The 19,266-nt window shown below is 44.9% G+C and carries 14 protein-coding genes and 1 pseudogene; 6 read left to right on the top strand and 9 right to left on the bottom strand.

The window, feature by feature from the left end:
- Positions 1 to 60 precede the first annotated feature (60 nt).
- Positions 61 to 1,536: pseudogene (locus FFM70_RS03015) on the bottom strand (PTS transporter subunit EIIC); the annotation flags it as partial.
- Between the two features lie 16 nt (positions 1,537 to 1,552).
- Positions 1,553 to 2,443, bottom strand: a complete 891-nt coding sequence (gene murQ / locus FFM70_RS03010; protein WP_137615361.1) for an N-acetylmuramic acid 6-phosphate etherase — start codon at positions 2,441 to 2,443, stop codon at positions 1,553 to 1,555.
- A gap of 349 nt (positions 2,444 to 2,792) precedes the next feature.
- Here murQ and FFM70_RS03005 point away from each other — a divergent pair, with 349 nt between their 5' ends.
- Complete coding sequence (locus tag FFM70_RS03005; protein WP_137615360.1) at positions 2,793 to 3,521, top strand: DUF2087 domain-containing protein; 729 nt, start codon at positions 2,793 to 2,795, stop codon at positions 3,519 to 3,521.
- A gap of 301 nt (positions 3,522 to 3,822) precedes the next feature.
- Entirely contained in the window at positions 3,823 to 5,592 is a 1,770-nt protein-coding gene (locus FFM70_RS03000; protein ID WP_137615359.1) for a YfhO family protein, read from the top strand.
- A 102-nt stretch (positions 5,593 to 5,694) separates the two neighbouring features.
- Here the strand turns inward: FFM70_RS03000 and FFM70_RS02995 are convergent, their stop codons facing one another.
- Positions 5,695 to 6,270 carry a TetR/AcrR family transcriptional regulator gene (locus FFM70_RS02995; RefSeq protein ID WP_137615358.1) on the bottom strand — a complete coding sequence of 192 codons (576 nt, stop codon included), beginning with the start codon at positions 6,268 to 6,270 and terminating at the stop codon, positions 5,695 to 5,697.
- 217 nt (positions 6,271 to 6,487) lie between these two features.
- Here FFM70_RS02995 and FFM70_RS02990 point away from each other — a divergent pair, with 217 nt between their 5' ends.
- Positions 6,488 to 6,754 carry a hypothetical protein gene (locus FFM70_RS02990; RefSeq protein ID WP_137615357.1) on the top strand — a complete coding sequence of 89 codons (267 nt, stop codon included), beginning with the start codon at positions 6,488 to 6,490 and terminating at the stop codon, positions 6,752 to 6,754.
- A 77-nt stretch (positions 6,755 to 6,831) separates the two neighbouring features.
- Here the strand turns inward: FFM70_RS02990 and FFM70_RS02985 are convergent, their stop codons facing one another.
- Together FFM70_RS02985 and FFM70_RS02980 are read right to left on the bottom strand one after the other, a co-directional pair.
- Complete coding sequence (locus FFM70_RS02985) at positions 6,832 to 8,865, bottom strand: hypothetical protein (protein WP_137615356.1); 2,034 nt, start codon at positions 8,863 to 8,865, stop codon at positions 6,832 to 6,834.
- On the bottom strand, positions 8,862 to 9,854 hold the full coding sequence (locus tag FFM70_RS02980) for a glycosyltransferase family 2 protein (protein ID WP_137615355.1): 993 nt from the start codon (positions 9,852 to 9,854) through the stop codon (positions 8,862 to 8,864). Before FFM70_RS02980 ends, FFM70_RS02985 begins: the two co-directional genes overlap by 4 nt.
- A 313-nt stretch (positions 9,855 to 10,167) precedes the next feature.
- Between FFM70_RS02980 and FFM70_RS02975 the strand changes: the two genes are divergently transcribed.
- The 3 genes from FFM70_RS02975 (at position 10,168) to FFM70_RS02970 (ending at position 13,549) form a co-directional block, all read left to right on the top strand.
- The gene (locus FFM70_RS02975) at positions 10,168 to 12,723 is read left to right on the top strand and encodes a YfhO family protein (protein ID WP_223877424.1); all 2,556 of its coding nucleotides are present in this window, start codon (positions 10,168 to 10,170) and stop codon (positions 12,721 to 12,723) included.
- Between the two features lie 99 nt (positions 12,724 to 12,822).
- Positions 12,823 to 12,978: a hypothetical protein gene (locus tag FFM70_RS13835; RefSeq protein ID WP_171002281.1), complete on the top strand. Its 156-nt coding sequence runs from the start codon at positions 12,823 to 12,825 to the stop codon at positions 12,976 to 12,978.
- A gap of 166 nt (positions 12,979 to 13,144) precedes the next feature.
- On the top strand, positions 13,145 to 13,549 hold the full coding sequence (locus tag FFM70_RS02970; protein ID WP_137615354.1) for an iron chaperone: 405 nt from the start codon (positions 13,145 to 13,147) through the stop codon (positions 13,547 to 13,549).
- Between the two features lie 154 nt (positions 13,550 to 13,703).
- On the opposite strand, the gene FFM70_RS02965 is transcribed toward FFM70_RS02970, so the two are convergent.
- The 4 genes from FFM70_RS02965 to FFM70_RS02950 all read right to left on the bottom strand — a co-directional run bounded on the left by FFM70_RS02965 (position 13,704) and on the right by FFM70_RS02950 (position 19,245).
- Positions 13,704 to 14,774 carry a GDSL-type esterase/lipase family protein gene (locus tag FFM70_RS02965; RefSeq protein ID WP_137615353.1) on the bottom strand — a complete coding sequence of 357 codons (1,071 nt, stop codon included), beginning with the start codon at positions 14,772 to 14,774 and terminating at the stop codon, positions 13,704 to 13,706.
- An 88-nt stretch (positions 14,775 to 14,862) separates the two neighbouring features.
- Complete coding sequence (locus tag FFM70_RS02960; protein ID WP_137615352.1) at positions 14,863 to 15,450, bottom strand: histidine phosphatase family protein; 588 nt, start codon at positions 15,448 to 15,450, stop codon at positions 14,863 to 14,865.
- Positions 15,451 to 15,604: 154 nt separating this feature from the next.
- The gene (locus FFM70_RS02955; RefSeq protein ID WP_137615351.1) at positions 15,605 to 18,166 is read right to left on the bottom strand and encodes an ATP-binding protein; all 2,562 of its coding nucleotides are present in this window, start codon (positions 18,164 to 18,166) and stop codon (positions 15,605 to 15,607) included.
- Positions 18,163 to 19,245 carry a carbamoyl phosphate synthase small subunit gene (locus FFM70_RS02950; protein ID WP_137615350.1) on the bottom strand — a complete coding sequence of 361 codons (1,083 nt, stop codon included), beginning with the start codon at positions 19,243 to 19,245 and terminating at the stop codon, positions 18,163 to 18,165. The genes FFM70_RS02955 and FFM70_RS02950 overlap by 4 nt, the downstream gene beginning before the upstream one ends.
- Between the last annotated feature and the right edge of the window lie 21 nt (positions 19,246 to 19,266).

Here is a 19,266-nt window from a genome sequence, read left to right as displayed (position 1 = left end):
GCTGACCTTAGTCTGACGGATATCATTAAAACGGTCAATCTAACGTCATTAATTTTAACTCAAGTTGCCAGCTTTATCCTTCGCCACCATAGCATCCTTAGGAACACCAAAGAAATAAGTCACTATGAAGCCACCCGCATAAGCTGCTAATAGTCCAATGACATATCCAAGCCAATGACCATCAGTAATCAGTGGAATTAAGGCAGCCCCAGACAGCCCAATCGTCATCGCACCAATATGGCCGAAACCACCGATGACCGCCCCGCCAATGCCACCACCAAGACAAGCTGTGATAAATGGCCGCCCTAATGGTAACGTGACGCCATACATTAACGGTTCACCAATACCGAGCATGCCAACTGGTAAGGCGCCTTTAATCAAGCTTGTTAATTCTTTATTATTTCGACAACGAAGCCAAAGCGCAAACGCTGCCCCAACTTGACCGGCCCCCGCCATCGCGAAAATTGGTAAGAGTGGGGTAAAACCGAGCTTATTAATCATTTCGACATGAATTGGCAGTAAAAGCTGATGTAATCCGGTCATGACTAGTGGTAAGAAGAACGCCCCCAGTATAAAGCCGGAGAAGCCCCCACCAATGGCCAAGAGCCATTCAATACCGCTAATCAATCCTGTTGAAATGCTGCCGGCAATTGGCATCACTAAGTAAATTGTGAAGACTCCCATGACAAACAATGTAATTAGTGGGGTCAAAATCGAGTCAATTGCATCTGGCATCACTTGATGTAACCATTTTTCAACGATTGACAACACCCACACTGCAAAGATGACGCCAATGATGCCACCTTGACCAGCTGATAGTGCTTGACCGTTAAAGCTATTCTGAATCGGTGTCCCTGGGGCAATCCCAGTTAACAGTGTCACTGCCCCGATAACCCCGCCGAGGCCAGCCGTAGCACCAAAAACGGTTGCCGAATTGATGCCGACATAAATCACTAAATAGGAGAATAGGCCATTACTGATGACTCTCAAAATATTAATAAAGTCCGTCCAATTGTGACTAATATTGCCTGCCACCATCAGATTCGACAGGATGGCTGCAATGCCGGAAATTAGCCCAGCACCGATAAACACAGGAATCAATGGCACAAAAATACTCGAAATAGCACTCGCAAACTTTCGCATTGACGACTGCTTAATTTTCGCCCGCCGAGCCGTATGGACCTGTTTAGCTTTAGCCTCAACCTTTTCCTTATTTGTCAGATGCGTAGACTGGGACGATCGTGCAACTGCTTTCGGTGCTGGAAATGGCTCACCTAAACCGACGCCAACTGCTTTGAGCATTTCCGCTGCCACTTTGTCAACGGCACCCGGACCAACGACAATTTGGAGCGTATCTTCCTGGACAACTCCCAACACCCCATCGATAGCTTTCAGATCGTCGATAGCCACGATTGACTCGTCACGAATCGTCAGCCGTACCCGCGTCGTACAATGAATCAATTTTACAATATTCTGCGGCCCACCCACATGATCATAAATGGCATGGGCCATTCGAACATACTTATCTTCAGCCATGCGTCATAACTTCCTTTTAATTGACGGCTTTGCGGACAAATCCATGGACTGTATTCAGCCGTTGAGCAGCTTCATCTCGACTCATATCCGTTAACACCATTACAATTGCTAATTTGACATCCTGACCAGCGGCATCAAAAGCTGTCGTTGCCGTTGCTAAGGAACAGTCGGTCGCCTGCATAATGATTCGCTTGGCTCGTTCGACCAATTTTTCGTTAGTCGGTTGCACATCAACCATCAAATTTTGATAAACCTTACCGATACTAATCATTGAAACGGTTGAGAGCATATTGAGTACTAACTTTTGCGCAGTTCCAGCTTTCAGTCGCGTTGATCCCGTTAAAATTTCTGGCCCAACCTCGACCTCAATCGCCACTTGAGCATGGGCACTAATCGTTGCCCGATGATTGCAAGCAAGGCTGATCGTCGCCGCGCCAACTCGTTGTGCATAATCTAGGCCACCAACCACGTATGGGGTCCGCCCACTGGCCGCGATACCAACGACGGTGTCACTAGCTGCCAATTTGGCCTTTCTTAAATCCTGTTGGCCCAATTTGGCCGAATCTTCAGCGCCTTCAACGGCCGCCGTCATTGCAGGCATCCCACCAGCGATGAACCCTTGAACCATGCTTGGTGCCGTACCAAAAGTTGGCACACACTCAGCCGCATCTAATACGCCTAGGCGCCCACTTGTCCCTGCACCCAAGTAAAATAACCGACCACCACGTTTGAAAGTCGCCGCAATGGTATCGACAGCGCTTTCAATCTGTGGTAATGCCTTTTTGACCGCCTGCGGTACCTGCTGATCTTCTTGGTTCATTAAAGCCAAAATATCATGAATTGACAGGGTATCTAACGCCATACTCTTTGGATTCCGCATTTCGGTAGTTAGTTTTTCTAATTCCATCAATTTTCCCTCCTTAATACTAGTTGCACTGGATTTGTTTAAGGATGCTTCCAGTCATCAGATTCCTACCGAAGACATAGCTGAAGTAAATTATCCCAATCACGCATGAATCACTATTGTTCCAACGGCTCATAAGATAAACTGAAAAACCAATTATGGCTACTGTCTCATTTCTATTATCTAACTTAATTACACAGATTGTTAATGGCTAAGTGCAAATTCCGTAACATTTATTTTGAAAGTACGGTTTAATTATTGTTTACTAATATGATAAACATATAAGCGACGTTATGTTTATCATATTAGCAAACAATGTTATAATAGTTGTGTTTATGAAGGAGGTCAACACATGAATTTAGCTAAATTAACGCTCAACGAATTACAACAAGGCTGGCACGCCACACCTCAGGGTCTTGCCTGCAATTATTGCCAAGCGGCCTGGCCAAGCGAGACCTCACTGGACCAACTGCAGAATCATCTCGACATAGTTCATGGTGGCAACCAGTCTCAACTACTGCATTTAAAGAGTCGCTATAATACGCTCACTGTTAAGCAGCAAGATTTATTGACTGCTTTTGCTACTGGCATCAAAGATCAAGCCCTAGCCGAACAATTACAGGTTGCCCCTGCTACCGTTCGCCATCAAAAATTCACTTTTCGTGAGAAAGCAAAGCAAGCCAAGTTTTATTTGGCTGTTTACGAAACGGTTTTTAATACGTCCACAGATGCACCTGTGACGAACGAGGCAACAACGGCGGTCGATACGCAAAATCAGGCACAACTGCTCACAGAAGATGAAACTGCTAAAATTCTTAAAACCTATTTTGATTTTGATCAGGATCCAGTTCGGCTAAAACGATTACCACAAAAACATGCCGCTCTGATGACCGTGTTAACCCGAATTGTTGCTGAGGTTCCTGAAAACATTCCCCTGTCAGTGACAGCAATTAACGCTTATTTAAAACCAATTTACTTTGATTACCACACCATCCGTCGTGAGCTAATCAAATACCAATTTATCCAACCAGCAATGACTAGCAACCAATACTTTCATCCTGCTAAAATAAATAATCTCTAATCAAGTTAATAAAACGGGCGTTGGCAGCTTTCTTAGATGAAATTCGCTAACGTCCGTTTTACGCTCTCTTTATTTTTGAATAGCTGTTGACCCCGTGCACACTTTCTCCATTGACAGTCAACCAGTCCACCACCACAGAAGTAGCCAATTGATACATTTATTGACCATACTGACCACGTGTCTTAATTTGTCAATACGATTAGTTATGATTAAGATTGTCATTGAGCCGTTGACAATTGCCGGAATAGTTTAATACAATCAAGAGAATCAGACAAAAAAGAGAAGGGTTCAAACATGGGTTATGTTAAAAAATAAATGGGTTAACGCATCAATATGGATCTTGATAGCTTCAATTATTATCCTGTCACCAATCATCTTGAATAAAACCGCCATCATGGGCGTGGATAGTTATTTTCACTATAATCGGGTCTATGAATCTGCCATGCAACTTCGACATTGGAATTTTAGCTTTTTAAATCTCTATTCTTTCCAACATGCTGGGAGAGTGGTTGACCAAGTCTATAGTCCATTAGTCACTTACTTCTTTGGCGCAATCCTATTAGTCGTCCACAACTGGATACGCTTTCAGATACTCTCTATTATGCTAGTTCTTTACGTCGCTGGAATATCGATGTATGCCGCCGCTCAAAAATTAAAACTGACACATCACCTGTCAGTCACATTGAGTCTCATTTATCTTTCATCATTTTCAATTTACAGCTTTATTTTTGGGACTAATTGGCGCGCTCTGTCCATGGCAATCGTGCCACTCTTAGTTGGCTCAATCGTCACCCTCTACCACGGCAACTGGTCAAGCAAAGACATGCTTCGTTTGGGAATTGTTATCGCCTTACTCGCACAGATACAACTATTGACAATGCTGCTAGTCCTGCCAATATTATTACCTTTTTTCATCCGAGGGTTAAGACACGCTCAGCATAAACTAGTTCAGCTTGGAAAATTATTAATCAGTATTTTGACCGCACTGATTTTGAGTCTAAATGTCATTCTGCCCTACTTTGAACTTGTTCAGGGCGATACCATTCTGCCACCTTCAAAATTAGTCTTAGCACAAGGCGTCACCAATCTAATCGTCCCAAGCGACAAACTCACGCAATCACTTTCTATTGCGATCTTATGTTTGATTTTCTACCTCTGCTTGGGTGGCTTGATCTACTTTTGGAAACAGACCTCGACCTTTGTCCGCCTATTGCTAATCACCGCTAGTATATATATCATTTTAGGTACGAGTCTGACACCTTGGATGGCTATTGAGAAGAGCTGGCCGATGCTTGCAAACTTCCTGCAGTTGCCAAGACGATTTACGATAATTGGTATTCCACTACTACTACTGGGTGCCGGTCAACTATACGAAAACTTACCAGTTACTAAAGTCGGAAATCGACAACAGTTGCTCTCATACATTGGCACAATTTTAGCAGTTGCTTCTGTCCTCACGTTAACACTGGCCGTGACCAAACCAGTCTCAGCGTACAATAATCCTACTGTGAAACTAGCAAAAGGATTACAGACTAGTAAAAATCACGCTATCGGTCACCACTATCAGGGTAAAAAAGTCAAAAAGATTGTCGATATTCAACCAGCGTTCCATACGCGCAACCTAAGTACTTTGATTCAAATCGTTGACAGAACTACCCCTGACTATGTTCCAGTCGATAAAGTTAATGACATGATTTCTTACTACGTGTTATACGATCAACAAATTATTAATAAGCAGCATAACTACAACTACCAAGTGAAACCTGCTGGTATCCTTCAGCTCAATTGGCACAGTCAGCAAGCAAAAGCCTTACAAGTTCCTGTCGTTGCGTACCACCGCACAACCATCACCTTGAATGGTAAAGTCTTAAAACACAGCCAAATCAAACAAACTAATCTTGGTGCCGTAATTGTCAAAGCACGAGCGGGTAAAAATACACTTCAGCTGTCCTATCAGCCAAGGCTGAGCACTCAAATTGGCATTTGGCTTGCCATGCTCGGTTGGTTACTCATTCCAATCATTTGGTGTTATCAAAAATTAGCGGCACACATTTCAACTAGGAAACATTAATCATTCTGCTTAAAAAGACACTCAAAGGGGGGCATGACATCAGCCATGCCCCCTTTGAGTGTCTTTTCTTCAGATTACCTTAATATTGTTCGACCGAACTAATCACTTTTCATCGCCAGCGACTTGCATCAGTACCGCTTCACGAATCGTGTTCACCGCATCCGCAACCCCGGCAACACTCGTTTCGCCGTGCGTAATTTCCCACTCAATCAAGGTCATTTGCACAGTCGTCCCCATGGCGGCAATCAATTCAATTGGTGCCGCTGTTTTAGGCTGTTGCGCCACAATAAATGTTTGCCATTTTTTCAATAACATCGCGCGAAAATTAGCTTGCAGGTCGGCATTAGGCTCATGCACCTTAAATAAAATCGCAATCGCCTGTCGATTCTCAGCCATATCGCCCAATAAATCAGTGATCATCTGATCAATTTCACCAGCGATCATTTGTTCAAAATGCAGATCCACGCGACTAGCAAAAATAGCACTGTAATGGGCAACCATTTGATCAAGAAGATCATATTTATCCAAATAATGCGCATAAAATGTGGAGCGACTCGTTAAAGCACTCTGACAAATGTCAGCCACCGTTAAGTGTCGGAACCCTTTAGTATCTAGCAAACTCAAAAAAGCTGCTTGAATATCCCGTTCCGTTTTAATCTTTCGAACATCCTGTCCCATAATCTTCTCCCCATTTAACTCAACTTATCTTTAAGGGTATCACAACCAATTTAAAAACCAATGTTGTTTTTCGTACAGACTGTTCGATAACTGTTCGAAAAGCAACAATTCCAACACTTTTGCTAGTGGGCAAGACAATCAAAAGGCCTTATTCTATAACTGTTGAAAGGAACAAGTAGCAGCCTTTCAAAACTTAATTGATTAGAGGTAATCAGGTATGTTCACTTGGAGTTTTTGGATTTTAGCAATTTGGTTCGTGGTCAACGTGATTTGGATGTGGTTTGATTTGGACAATCAACAATTACAAAAAACGTTTGCCTATATTAATGTCGTTGCAGTCATTTGGGGGTTCTGGGCCTTTTATGGTGCGACTCCAGTGGCGGCATTGAACATCTGGTTCCAAGTTCTCAATTGGGCCAATGTGATCCTCGCCGCCGTTCAATTCTACTTTGGCTACCGGCAATCCTCACACCGGACCGCTTAAACTAAGTCAAACAACTATCCTACCAAAGTAAGTGACTAAAAGCCACCCGAAGTTTCCCCAACTTCAGGTGGCTTTTTCTAGGTCATAATCAACCATAAACTAAGTAAAGCGAGTGCCAGTGTCACAGCCAGACCCAAACTAATGGTACCCAGCTTGAGCAATGGTCGAGTAGTCTCATTTTGACGAAGTGTCGTCTGTAAAAACCACTGTGGCCGCGTTAAAATCCGACCAGTCTGTTGATCATAATTTGACTTCACCGCCGCATATTTCACAGGCTGCGTTCCCAAATTACGAATCGTTAAGGTTAGTGGTGCCTTCGTCGGTTGATAAGTCAATCGCCTTAACTGCCGTGGCGATCCCGTTTTTATCCAAATGACCCGTTTATCAGCCTGTAACTGTATGCGGACCTTACCAGTTTGGGTAGTTGGTGCTAAACGCAACTGATGACTCGCAATCGGACTGTGCCAAGTGACCTTCACTCGCTGACCGGGCGATAGCACTCGTGACGTTGGCTGAAAATACGTCCCATTACCTTGACGTAACACCATTGTTGTCGTCAGCGTCACAGACTGACTCGTTTGCCACAACTGCCAGCCGGAATAAATGGTCACCAGTAAAGCGACACCACTCAAAGGCCAGCGCCATGACGAGTTAAGCTGACTAGTCGGCAATGTTACCCAGCCACTGACCCCTAGGAGCATCAATACGGGTAGTAACGGCAACGCATACCGTGCTTCAACTTCCCAGAGTCCAACGTGAAAGAGCGTTAAGCCTAAAACCGTCAAGCTGAACAACCCACTGCTAAGCCGAAACGCTGTATGCCGCCACAACTGTCTAATCGCTCCCAGTAGCAAGACAAGATAGCCGGACTGAGTCCACGTCACCAGCCAGAATTGCCAGCCGCGTTGATGAACTAAAAACCAGTTGGGCGCTTTCAGCCACTGCGTCGTTAATTTGAAACTATCAAAATCGCCAGTCGCATAAAAGACCCGAAACTTTTTACCTAAATGTGCCAAGAAACCTCCAAAACCCAACTGTTGTAAGCGGGTTTTGATCATTCCAGCCGCCAACTGACGTTTAGCCGTCGCGGTCGGTGCCTCACGAACGGCAGTAAAGTCTTCATAATTATACTGTCCACTGGACTGTGGCCGCAGACTCATAGCAATCCAACTTGTGGCTGGCACAGCAGCATTTGCGTCCTTTTGATAACCGGCTTGCTTGGCAATCGCTTGTGAAGCGCCAAAACATAAGGCCAATGTCACGCCACAACCGACTAGCCAGCTTAAACCCGTCCGCCACGCGAGTCGATGACCACCGACCGCAACAGCGACAATCATAACGGCGGCTAACCATAACACAATTAGATTACTTTTGAGCACAACCCCAAATCCCAACAGCACCCACATACTAACCGCAATCAGCCAACGCCGCCAACCCTGATAGTGCCCAAAAGCAACTCCCAAAGCTGCCATCATCACCACCAGTGGCATGACCCAGACATCCGTATAGTCAAACAACCCATAAGCATAGATTGGCACCGCAAATAGCCAAACAACTAGCAGTCCCAAAGCACCCGGTTGCCAGTGTCGCCAATGACGCATTAAGCTTAAGCCGGCTAGTAAGCCCAAATCAAGCCATAAAAAGCGACCAATATTAAACCAGATCCAAGGCGGATTGAGCCCCAGTTTTAAAGCCAGTTTCAGCCAGCCGGAAACGAACAATGTTTCAGAAACATTATTTGGATAAACCGCGAAATAACCATCCCAGTGACGACTGCCAGTGGCTAGTGCAACCGCTTGATTACGCACAAAGAAGGCATCGGCGCGACTCACATCGACCCAACTGATGGCGACCACTAATTGGGCCACTAGCAGTACCGCGCCCACTCCCCACAGGACCCGACGATAAGTTACCGCCGACCAGTGCTGAACCCAAGCACGCAAACCTAGGCTGATGATAATCAGGGCAACCGTCAAACTAAGACGAACACTAGTAGCAGCCCAATCTTGATCCGCAAAAAAATGAACCGGCAAAAAGGTCGCAACAAAGACTGCAGCACACAGTCCCACCGCGACGATCCGATTCAAAATAAGACTTAACCGACGAGTCATTGGCGCTGCTGTTTCGCAACCAATACAGGTTGTTGGGATGCGCTGTAATCATCCGTTTCAATAATATAACGTGGCCGGTGTTTAACTTCCGCAAAAATCTTACCAATATATTCACCGATAATACTCAATCCTAAGAGTTGAATTCCCCCGAGAAACCACAAACTCATCATGAGCGAAGTCCAGCCACTAATCACGTTGCCGGTTACGAACCGAACAGCTGCATAAATCAACATCAACCCACTGACCGCAATTACGACCAATCCTAAAGACATAATGGCTTTAATTGGCGCGATTGAAAATGACGTGATGCCATCTAAGGCAAAAGTGACCATTTTTTTTAGCGGATACTTGGATTCACCGGCAAAACGGGGCTGGCGTTGATAATATAACTTGCTTGTTTTCAAGCCTAGTTGCGGAATAATGCCGCGCAAAAACAAATTAGTTTCTTGATACCGCATCAACGCGGTGACAGCCGTACGACTGAGCAATCGGAAATCAGCATGGTCCGGTACTAATTGCACCCCAATTCGACGCATCAGGCCATAAAAGGTCTCTGCCGTCCAACGTTTAAAAGTTGAATCACTAGATCGATCATTGCGGACACCCAACACAATTTGACTACCAGTTTTAAAATCGGCTACCATGGCCGGAATCAAATCAGGATCGTCCTGTAAATCGGCATCAATAGTAATGACCGCATCTGAATAGTGCCCAGCGACCTGCATACCAGCCATCAAGGCATTCTGATGACCAAAGTTGCGACTGAATTTTAGGCCACTAAAAAGTGACGTTCGTTTTTCAAAGGCTTGAATCAGCTCCCAAGTCCGATCAGTACTGCCATCATCCACAAATAGGACCTGACTATCCGCCCGAATCTGTTGATTGCGAATCATCGCTGTTAAAATATCACCTAAAACCGCGGAAGATCGCGGTAGAACAGCCTCCTCATTATAACAAGGTACAATAATTGTTAATTTTGGTTGTTGCATACTTACTTTCCCCCTTGCCCGTCAATCTTCATTGACCCTGGCTAATTTCATGTTTACCAGTATCGTCAGGCTTGGTCATCTAATTTCAAATCAATCAAGCTGCTCAATGACTTACAACTTTTATTATAACGATTATATCTGTCAAAAAAAAAGGATTACCGCTTATAATTTTCAATCAGCAAAGCCAACTAACGATGGTTCTCAAATTATTGCATATTCCCGATTGAGCCGCTATTTTGTAAAAAGAAAATAAAAGTTGACTATGGAAACACGGCTTTTCGTGGCTTATACTTAACCAATCAGAAGGAGGCTAATGAAATTGTGGTTATCAGTTAAACAACGCTGGGGGACGCCTTTAATAAGCAGCCTTTTGTCACTAATCGTCGTCAGTTTAGTCCTAATCCAACAGCAGATCACCCCTTTTGACGATCACAACTTTTTAATCAGTGATATGGGTAGCCAATATGTCTCTTTTTTTACGGCCTACCGCCACGCTTGGCTTTATCACAATTTTCAGTTGTATTCGTTCTCACAGTCACTAGGTGGCAGCTTAGTCCCCACGGTCGCCTACTACTTGATGAGTCCCTTCAACTTGCTGATTCTCACCTTTCCAGCCGCTAAGTTACTGACTGGCATCACTTTCATCCTCATGGCCAAATTGGCGGCAATCGCCTTCACGATGACGACCTACTTACAGCGCCATTTCAACCAACAACGTCGTGCAGCTGCCCTATTTGGTCTGGCCTTCAGTCTGTGTGGCTTTGCCGCGCTCAATTACTTTGACCTGATGTGGTTAGATGCCCTGATTTGGTTACCACTCATTCTAAATGGTCTCGATCAGGGCTTACAGACTGGCAAAACTGATCGCTTCTTTTGGTGGCTATGGGTCAGTATTATCACTGATTTCTATTTAGGCTATATGACAGTCTTATTTACCAGCTATTATTTAATTTATCAATTGATTGAATTAAAAACTAGCTCGTTTGGAGCAGAGTGTCAACAGCGGCGCCAACAACTCAGCCGACTTTTAATCACCGGCGTTCTCAGTGTTTTAAGCAGCCTAGTTATTCTAATCCCGACCGCTTTTGGTCTCCTCCAAACCGCCAAAAGTCATAATTCTTGGCGGAACTTTCTACCACTACCAACATTCGGGAACGCCGTATTTTCCCAACTAGGTTTGGGCGCAAACAATTATGCCAACCGCTTGACCCACGACCCCACGCTCTTTAGTACAACGATCGTCCTACTATTGGTTGGGGTTTACTTCGTTCATCCCAAATTATCGCGAGGAAGCAAGCTCAACGCTGCGGGATTACTGATCGCAATGCTGCTAAGTATGTGGATTGAAGGGTTGAATACGGTTTGGCACCTTTTTCAACAAGCGGCTGGCTTTCCGTTCCGTAATGCTTTCTTCTTTAGTTTCTGTCTGATTCTATTGGCTTATCAAGGGTGGTTAGCGCAGCCCCGCCTAATCGCCAAACGCTGGCAAGTCGGCCTACCATTGATCCTAGGCACATTAATCACATTCGGCTGGTGGTCATCCGACCAATTGTCTGACCGAATGGTGAGCTTGAACTGGCTGATGATTGGTTTAGCTGCCCTCGCACTGTTTTTCACACGGCATCGACTGCAGCAAGGACTGTTGACTGGCCTCCTGATGACCGAATTAGGGTTAAATTTTAGTTTCAGTATGGCTAACACACCATTTGGCTATGAAAAAGCCTACGAACAAGCTTACACGACCGAATATCAGCAAATGGCCGCCGTCAATGATCCTGATGGCCAACTTTATCGGGTCGACGACGCTAATACACTGATCAATCGTGGTTACCAAGAAAAATATGACAACTATAATGATCCGATGCTGTTCAATTTTCACGACATCGATTACTACAGCTCCACCTTGAACGAGACGACCCGTAGCATGTTGCAGTCACTTGGACTCTATAGTCGCAATGTGCGACGCATCAGTTCTGTCGGCCTATCACCTGTAACCGACCTCCTGTTAGGAGTTAAATACAATGTTACCTTACGCCGTGATGGTGATGCCCAGACCGAATTCAATCATAGTTATCTAGGTCTCGGATTTACCATTCCATCGCAACTAAAAGACTTGAAACTAGTCAAAAATCAGGCCATCGTCAATCAGGAAGCTATACTACAACAACTTCGACCGCAAAATCAGCGTTATTTTATGCCACCGCAACTGATCTCTGAACACACGACGGCTAAACCGAATGCCGACCGTTATCATTATGAACAGACACTCAAACTGAAAGTCACCACCACCGGACCACTCTATTTTAACGACCCAGTGGGGACCACCAAATATTCCAGCTTTCAAGTGAATGGTGCAGCAGCAACGCCGGTCATTAATGCCAATGCTTCACCACTATTATGGGAGTTGGGCACTTTCAAAAAAGGCGCTGTCGTCACAGTGACATTTAGAACACGACAAGCTAATTTAGCAAAACAAGCTTTTGGCAGTTTAGATCGAGTTGCCTTTCAACGAGTCATTCAACAGCTGTATTCTGGCCGTTTTATTCCTCAGTATCATGCTAAAGGCTTCCAAACTGTCGTGACTGGTCAACTGAACAACACTCAAAGTCGATCTTGGATGTATCTTGCCATTCCTTACGATGACGGGTGGCGTGCAACCGTCAATGGTCAGTCGGTCAAACCGCAGCGCATTTTTACTGGTCTCACCGCGATCCCAGTGACCGCTGGCAAAAATACGATTCGCTTACAATACCGTGTTCCTGGTCTCCGTATCAGTGCCTTAATTTCGGCCTTAGCACTAATCGGTTATCTGAGCTTAAGTGCTAAATGGCGTCAGTCATCAGTCACACAAACTGGAAAGTCCTCGTGATTCTAAGAAATTCTTATTTAATGTTTATGAAAGCATGCTAGTCCCAAGCGCCGTTTTAACTTAAACTAGAGTCATTCAATTGAGAAAGGACCTGATTCTATGTTAAAAATGGCTAAACTTATCCAACAACGGCGTGAACAACCTGCCAATTCAAGAACCGTCATCACCCGGGTCTATTCGACACAGATTCCTTATACCCGATTAAGTCAACCAACCCATCAGTGGCAATTGGCCTTACAACCAGCCACACATTAAAGCAACGTTCCCGTGATCTTAGGTAAATCTCGGTGGGCTTACCAGATCATGTCAACGCATAAATCGGATTGCATTAGCCGTGTGGGCACTAATGCAATCCGATTCTTTTGACGTCTTAACTTATCTTCGCTACACTATCACTAATAATTTGAAAGGCGTTGATCAAATGGCCACAGAACTAGCTCCCAATCTAACAGCGTTCCATGATTTTATGACCAAAATTACCGTTGCCGAACAACGTGCCCAATTAACTACTTTGCTCAACTGGGTCACCACTAACTTTCCACAATCAGAGCCACGTTTTGCCTGGAATCAACCCATGTTCACGGACCATGAGACTTTTATCATCGGGTTTAACGTGGCTAAAGACCATCTCAATATTGCACTCGAACAACCGACATTGACCCATTTTCAGGCTGAAATTAATGTGGCTGGTTACCAGACAACGAAACAATTGTGGCAAGTTAAGACTAAACAACCTGTTGAAACTGACTTGCTCAAGCGCGCCATTCAATTTAACATTGAGTCCAAGCAAGATATAACGACCTTTTGGCGGCCAAAACTAAACTAACTGTGACACACTTAACACTCAAACTGTTGTTCTCATGAAAAAGATCATTCAAAAAGTTGAGCGCTATACTGACATTGTGATGGTATCAGTATGGCGCTCAACTTTTTGAATTCATTGCTATATCAGAATATTGTTGCTAGCAACTTGATCATTGCTAGGCCCAATGATTTAAAATGTACTTGGCAACTTGCCGACCACCTACTGGCGAAAAATGAATATGGTCACCACAATCAAATTCAGTGGCCAACTGCTGAGAATCCGCTGACTCAGCCACAAATTTAGCAATGTCAATCGTATTGGCGTTCTCTAGTAAAGCCAGATTCACCGTTTGACGAATGGCTTCCTTTTGTGGCGTCCAGGCTATATGATTATCCAGCATGCTACCTTTAAATGGCGTAATGGTCATAAACTGCAAGACAATTTGTGTCTGATCCGCCAATCGTTGAACTTGTCGAAATCCTGCCAATAATGCGTCAGCCGTTGGTAACTCCGCCATCGGTGACTCAGTACCTGGATGGAGCAAATCGTTAATACCGGCCATGAAAATCACATGATCAATTGGTTGTTCAGTCAGCAAAGTCGAAAATCGTGCTAACCCGGCCGCCCCAAAACTTGGACTCCACACCGACGTGGAATGACCTGGCCGCAGTAACCGATTCCCTGAAATGCCACCATTGATCACGCCCCACTGGTCAGGCTGTTGCGACCACAGCAACTGGCTCAACGCCGCCGAATAATAACCTTGATTTGTCAACGAATCACCAAAGAGTAGTAATTGCTGTTTAGGCCTTGCTGTTTGGACGGCAACCGCTGCGACGCCAAACCACTTATTTTGCTTCAGACTCGCTAACTTTATCACCGACTGGTCTAAAGTCTGCATTAGGGTTTGCGGACTAGTCGTTGGTGAAATAATTTCGATTGTTAACCAGTCGCCAGCAACCACCGGGAGTTTAACCCAATCGGTCCACTGGTCTTGCCCAGCGGAAATTGTAAACGTCGTCTGCTTAGCCAAAGTAACAGCTTTTTCACCGCCAACAGTTGCGGCGACCGTCAAATGCGTGATCACCAACGGCAACGAACTAAATCGATTCGTCACTAATAATCGGAGTCGTGGCGCACTCAAGCTTTGTTTAACCTGTATCATCTGAGCATGGGTTGGGTTAAACCGCTGAATATTCGGAAAGTAACTCGCCATTTGTTCCCAAGCAATCGTCGTTTCACTCATTCGTTTACCCCCAAGCTTCTATTTAGACAAAAATTATGTAAACCGATTGTCATCTAGTTTACATAATTTTAATTTAGCTAAGTTAAAATTATTTTGTTAACCGGTAGCAGTCCTCAAACGTAAACTGACCCTGATCATAACTAAATTTTAAAACGGCACAGTTATCAAAAACGATCCCTCGCCGTTGAATTTCATCAAAATCCAGCCACTTCCGTAAAAACATAAAGCAAGCGCCACCGTGGCTAACCGCTAAAACTTGCTGATGATCAGGCTTGGCCATGATTTCAGATAATGTTTTAACCACGCGTGCCTGTACTTGCAAATCGGACTCACCACCGTACTGCAAGAAGAAATCACCATGTGAATGCCGGACTGGATCTGGCTGTGGATTCAACCGTTCACTTTCCCCTTCAAAAACCCCAAAAGTCCATTCCTTAATGCCTTTTAACCGTTGATAAGGTTGAGATGTCACCAATTCCAACGTATCACTCGCCCGTTCTTGCGTCGAACAATAGGCATGGTCAAAGGTCACCCCATGATCTCGGAAATTTTGACCAACTTGTTTGGCATCCGCAATCCCTTGCGCCGTTAGCGGTGAGTCACAAGCCCCTTGAATTTTATGTAACTGATTGAATAAAGTCTGACCGTGCCGCATTAAATAAAGTGTTTTCGTCATGTTTTTTGCTCCCATGCAATAGATTTACCACATAATCAAATTATAACGATAATTGTAATCGCTGTCACGGCTTGGATTTTCCGAACGTTTGCTTAATAAAAAAGCATCTTTAAGAAATCAACTCAATTTCTTAAAGATGCGCTAACCTTAATTTTTAAAAATCAGTACTTTCGTTACCCGCATTCAGTGCCGCCAATGCAGCTTTGAGCGTTTTACCATGGGCAATTACGGTCCCGGTCGCATGACCAGGTTCACCGGTCACTTCATCCTCATCGTAAATTTGTAACTGATTATACGGAAAAGTATTCGCCTGCACAAAAATCGTGTCAAGCGTCGTCAAATCGGGATAATCGTACATGACTTTGTCCAAGGACTCACCTAATTTGACGTGTAGCAATAGCCGCGTCACGCTTGAGCCACTGGCTTTGCTGATCAGTGCCATCGTGGCTAGACTCATCGGTTCAATCGTCGCCAAGTGCAGTTCCTCATCCACAATCGTCAAACGGACCGTATACAAGCCTGGCACCCCAAAGGTCAAGACGCGTTGCTTAATTTCGGTACTCAGTGCCTCAATGGCTTGATTTTCAGCCTTATCCTGAATTGGAAAGACTTCTACCGACCCACGAACATCTGGACGCAAGTTATTCCCCGCAATAATTTCACTAATGCCGAAAATAGCCACTTCACTGCCATCCGTAATAACTTCCACAGCCGGCGAATCATTCGTCTTAATTTGCTCCCGTGGCAAACTGTTATTGATCTGCACTACTTGATAACCTAACTTGGTCAATTGTTGTCCTAACCGGTAATCATGATACGTGGTAAAGATCACTTCCGGCTTTTCAATCGCCAAGACAGTCAACACATCTGAAACTTGTTTCGGCTCAATGTACCGCTTACCTGCCAACTGTGGTGTCATGGCAACACTGTTAGGATTAGTATTGATTAGAATCGTTTGATAATCCGCCTTTTTTAAATAAAACAGTAATTGCGAAACTAAATAATCGTTCGCATGGTTCGTCCCAATACGATTGGCCCCAGTCCCAATCACGACAGCTCGTCGTCCCGGTAACTGAGTACTTTCGTTGTCGAACTCATAAGTCGAGTAGTAAGTATTGGTCTGTTCAGTGAACTCCCCCGCAGTTGGCTCGACCTCTTTAAACGTCGCCTGAATCTCATTTTCAATCGCAAAATGGTTCACTTCAGCCGGTGTCGATTGCCAAGCGGCGGCTGCATCTTCATCCGTAAAACCAAAGTATTTTGCCCGGCCTAACGCATGGACATCAAACGGATGCTCACGCAAGGCCTTTTCGATCGCGATAATATGACTTAATTTATAAAAATAGAAAGCATCAATTTTAGTCAATTCAGCCAATTCATCGATCTGATACCCCCGATTGAGGGCTTCCAATAAGACTAACATACGGCCGGCTTGCGGATGGATCAACCGTTGGATCAGTTCACCTTCTGAGTAACGCTGCGGCTGATTGGCAATCACGTGATAACGTGATTCGTCGGTTGCCCGCAGCCCTTTTAAAAGGGCCTCTTCGGTGGAACGACCAATCCCGATCACCGAACCAGTTGACTCCATGACCGTATCCAATTGATGGCTAACCTTTTTCAACACATTAAACGGCCAAATTGGAATCCGGCAGACAATATGATCCAAAACCGGTTCAATCAAGGCCGTTTGCTTACGAAATGCGGTTGGTAACTTGATCTCAGGTAAGCTCACACCCACGGTTAGATTTGCCACGATTCGCGCCAAAGGATAACCCGTCGCCCGTGCCGCCAGCGCCATCGCCCGGTCAAAATATGGTGTGACTTTAATTACATAGTAAGCTTGCGTTGTTGGATCCAACGCAAATTGTACATGGCAAGCACCAACAATATGCAGTGCCCGCATAATCGTCAACGTTGCGGAACGAAATTGTTGATATTCCTGATCCGTAATCGTTTGGGTTGGCGCAAACACGATTGAATCCGCGGAATGAATGCCGACTGGATCGAAGTTTTCCATACCAGCGACGAGTAGTGCGGTTCCCTTAGGATCACGAATTCCCACAAATTCAATCTCTTTGTAGCCGACAATGCTTTGTTCCACAATACATTGCTTCGTTGCTGATAGCTTGAATCCCTTTGACAAAGCGCGTTCAAGGTCTGCCTCATCTTCACAGAGCTGGCGACTCGCCTCGATTCGGGGCGCAACTGACTTAACAATCACTGGAAACCCAACGGATCGAACCACTTGGTCGGCTTCAGCTTGACTAGCAACGACCTGCGAGGCAATGACTGGTTGCGATAAATCTTTCAAGCGATTACTCATGAGTGCTGGATTGACGACGAGGTCGATCATTTCCGCGTCCCACTGTAGCAAACGTAAGTGATTGTTCTTCAACACATTATTGCGGATCAACGCCTGAATCAAGTTAACCCCTTGAATCCCACCTAAAGATGGCATCAGTCCATCTGGCTGTTCCGCCTGAATAATTTTGGTGATGGCACCCACGGTTAATGGTTCAATATAGACTTTATCCGCAAAATTGTTTTCCGCTGCCACCGAGAATGGATTATTATCCACTAAAATTACCGCAATCCCTAACTTACGAATGGCACTGCCAATCTGGGTCACGGCGGCGTCATGCTGACCTTCCCGACCAATATCGTTATGGCCCGCACCGATAATTAAAACTTTTGAAATGACTGCATTATTCACCAGACAGGCCCCCTTGCTTGTTGCATGGATTCGACAAATTCATCAAAAATGTCGCGCGTCTCAGTTGGACCGGGTGCCCCATCTGGGAAAAATTGTACCGAAAAGGCCGGAAAGTCGCGGTAACGCAAACCTTGAATCGTGCCATCAATGAGGTCCACAAACGTCGTGATCAACTTATTACGATCGATTGTATCGGGATTCACAGCATAGCCTTGCCCTTGTGACGCATAAATAATTTGATTAGTGATCACTTCTCGGATCGGATGGTTGGCACCATGATGTTCCGGTGATAATTTCATAATCTGTGCCCCATTGGCCATGGCAAATAATTCATGTCCGAGACCAATCGCAAATAATGGGACGCGATTTTGAATATTTTGAATCATCGTTAAGACACTGTCCGGCAAATCTTGCGGTTTACCCGGTCCAGTTGATAAAACGACCCCATCCGGATCTAAGTTAATGATTTCTTCGGTCGTCGCCGTGTACGGTAACACCGTGACATTGCAGGAACGCTTACTCAGTTCCCGCAAAATGCCATGTTTCAAGCCAAAATCAATCACAATCACATTCAAACCCGTATCCGGATTTGGAAATGGCTTGGGCGTTGCGACCGCGGCCACTTGTTGGTTCGTCAACACAGTCGCGCCCAGTTGATCAAAAGCATGTGCATCCGCCACATCGACGATACTAGCTTTCATCGGACCACTTGCACGCAATTGTTTGGCTAAATGCCGCGTATCAATGTGACTGATGCCAGGAATGTTTTGTTGTTTTAAATATTGATCCAATGACCAACGACGCTGACGATTTGTCGAAATACTTGCCACATCGCGTACCACCACGCCTTTAACTGTTGGTAAAATCGATTCATAACTATCATGATTAATCCCATAACTACCAATCGTTGGCTGGGTAAAGGCAATAATTTGATTATGATAGATTTGATTCGTAATGATTTCTTGATAACCAGTCATGCTCGTATTGAACACGATTTCGCCGGTAGAAACCGCTGGTGAGCCGAAGCCTTCACCGAGGTAGGCACTGCCGTCTTCAAGAATCAAGTAGCGGTCTGCCATGTCGATCCCTTCTCACTTTTG

It is taken from the genome of Lactiplantibacillus nangangensis (assembly GCF_005405065.1).
Classification (GTDB): Bacteria; Bacillota; Bacilli; order Lactobacillales; family Lactobacillaceae; genus Lactiplantibacillus; species Lactiplantibacillus nangangensis.
Note: the sequence above shows the minus strand (reverse complement) of the source record. Positions and strands in the feature narration are given on the sequence as shown.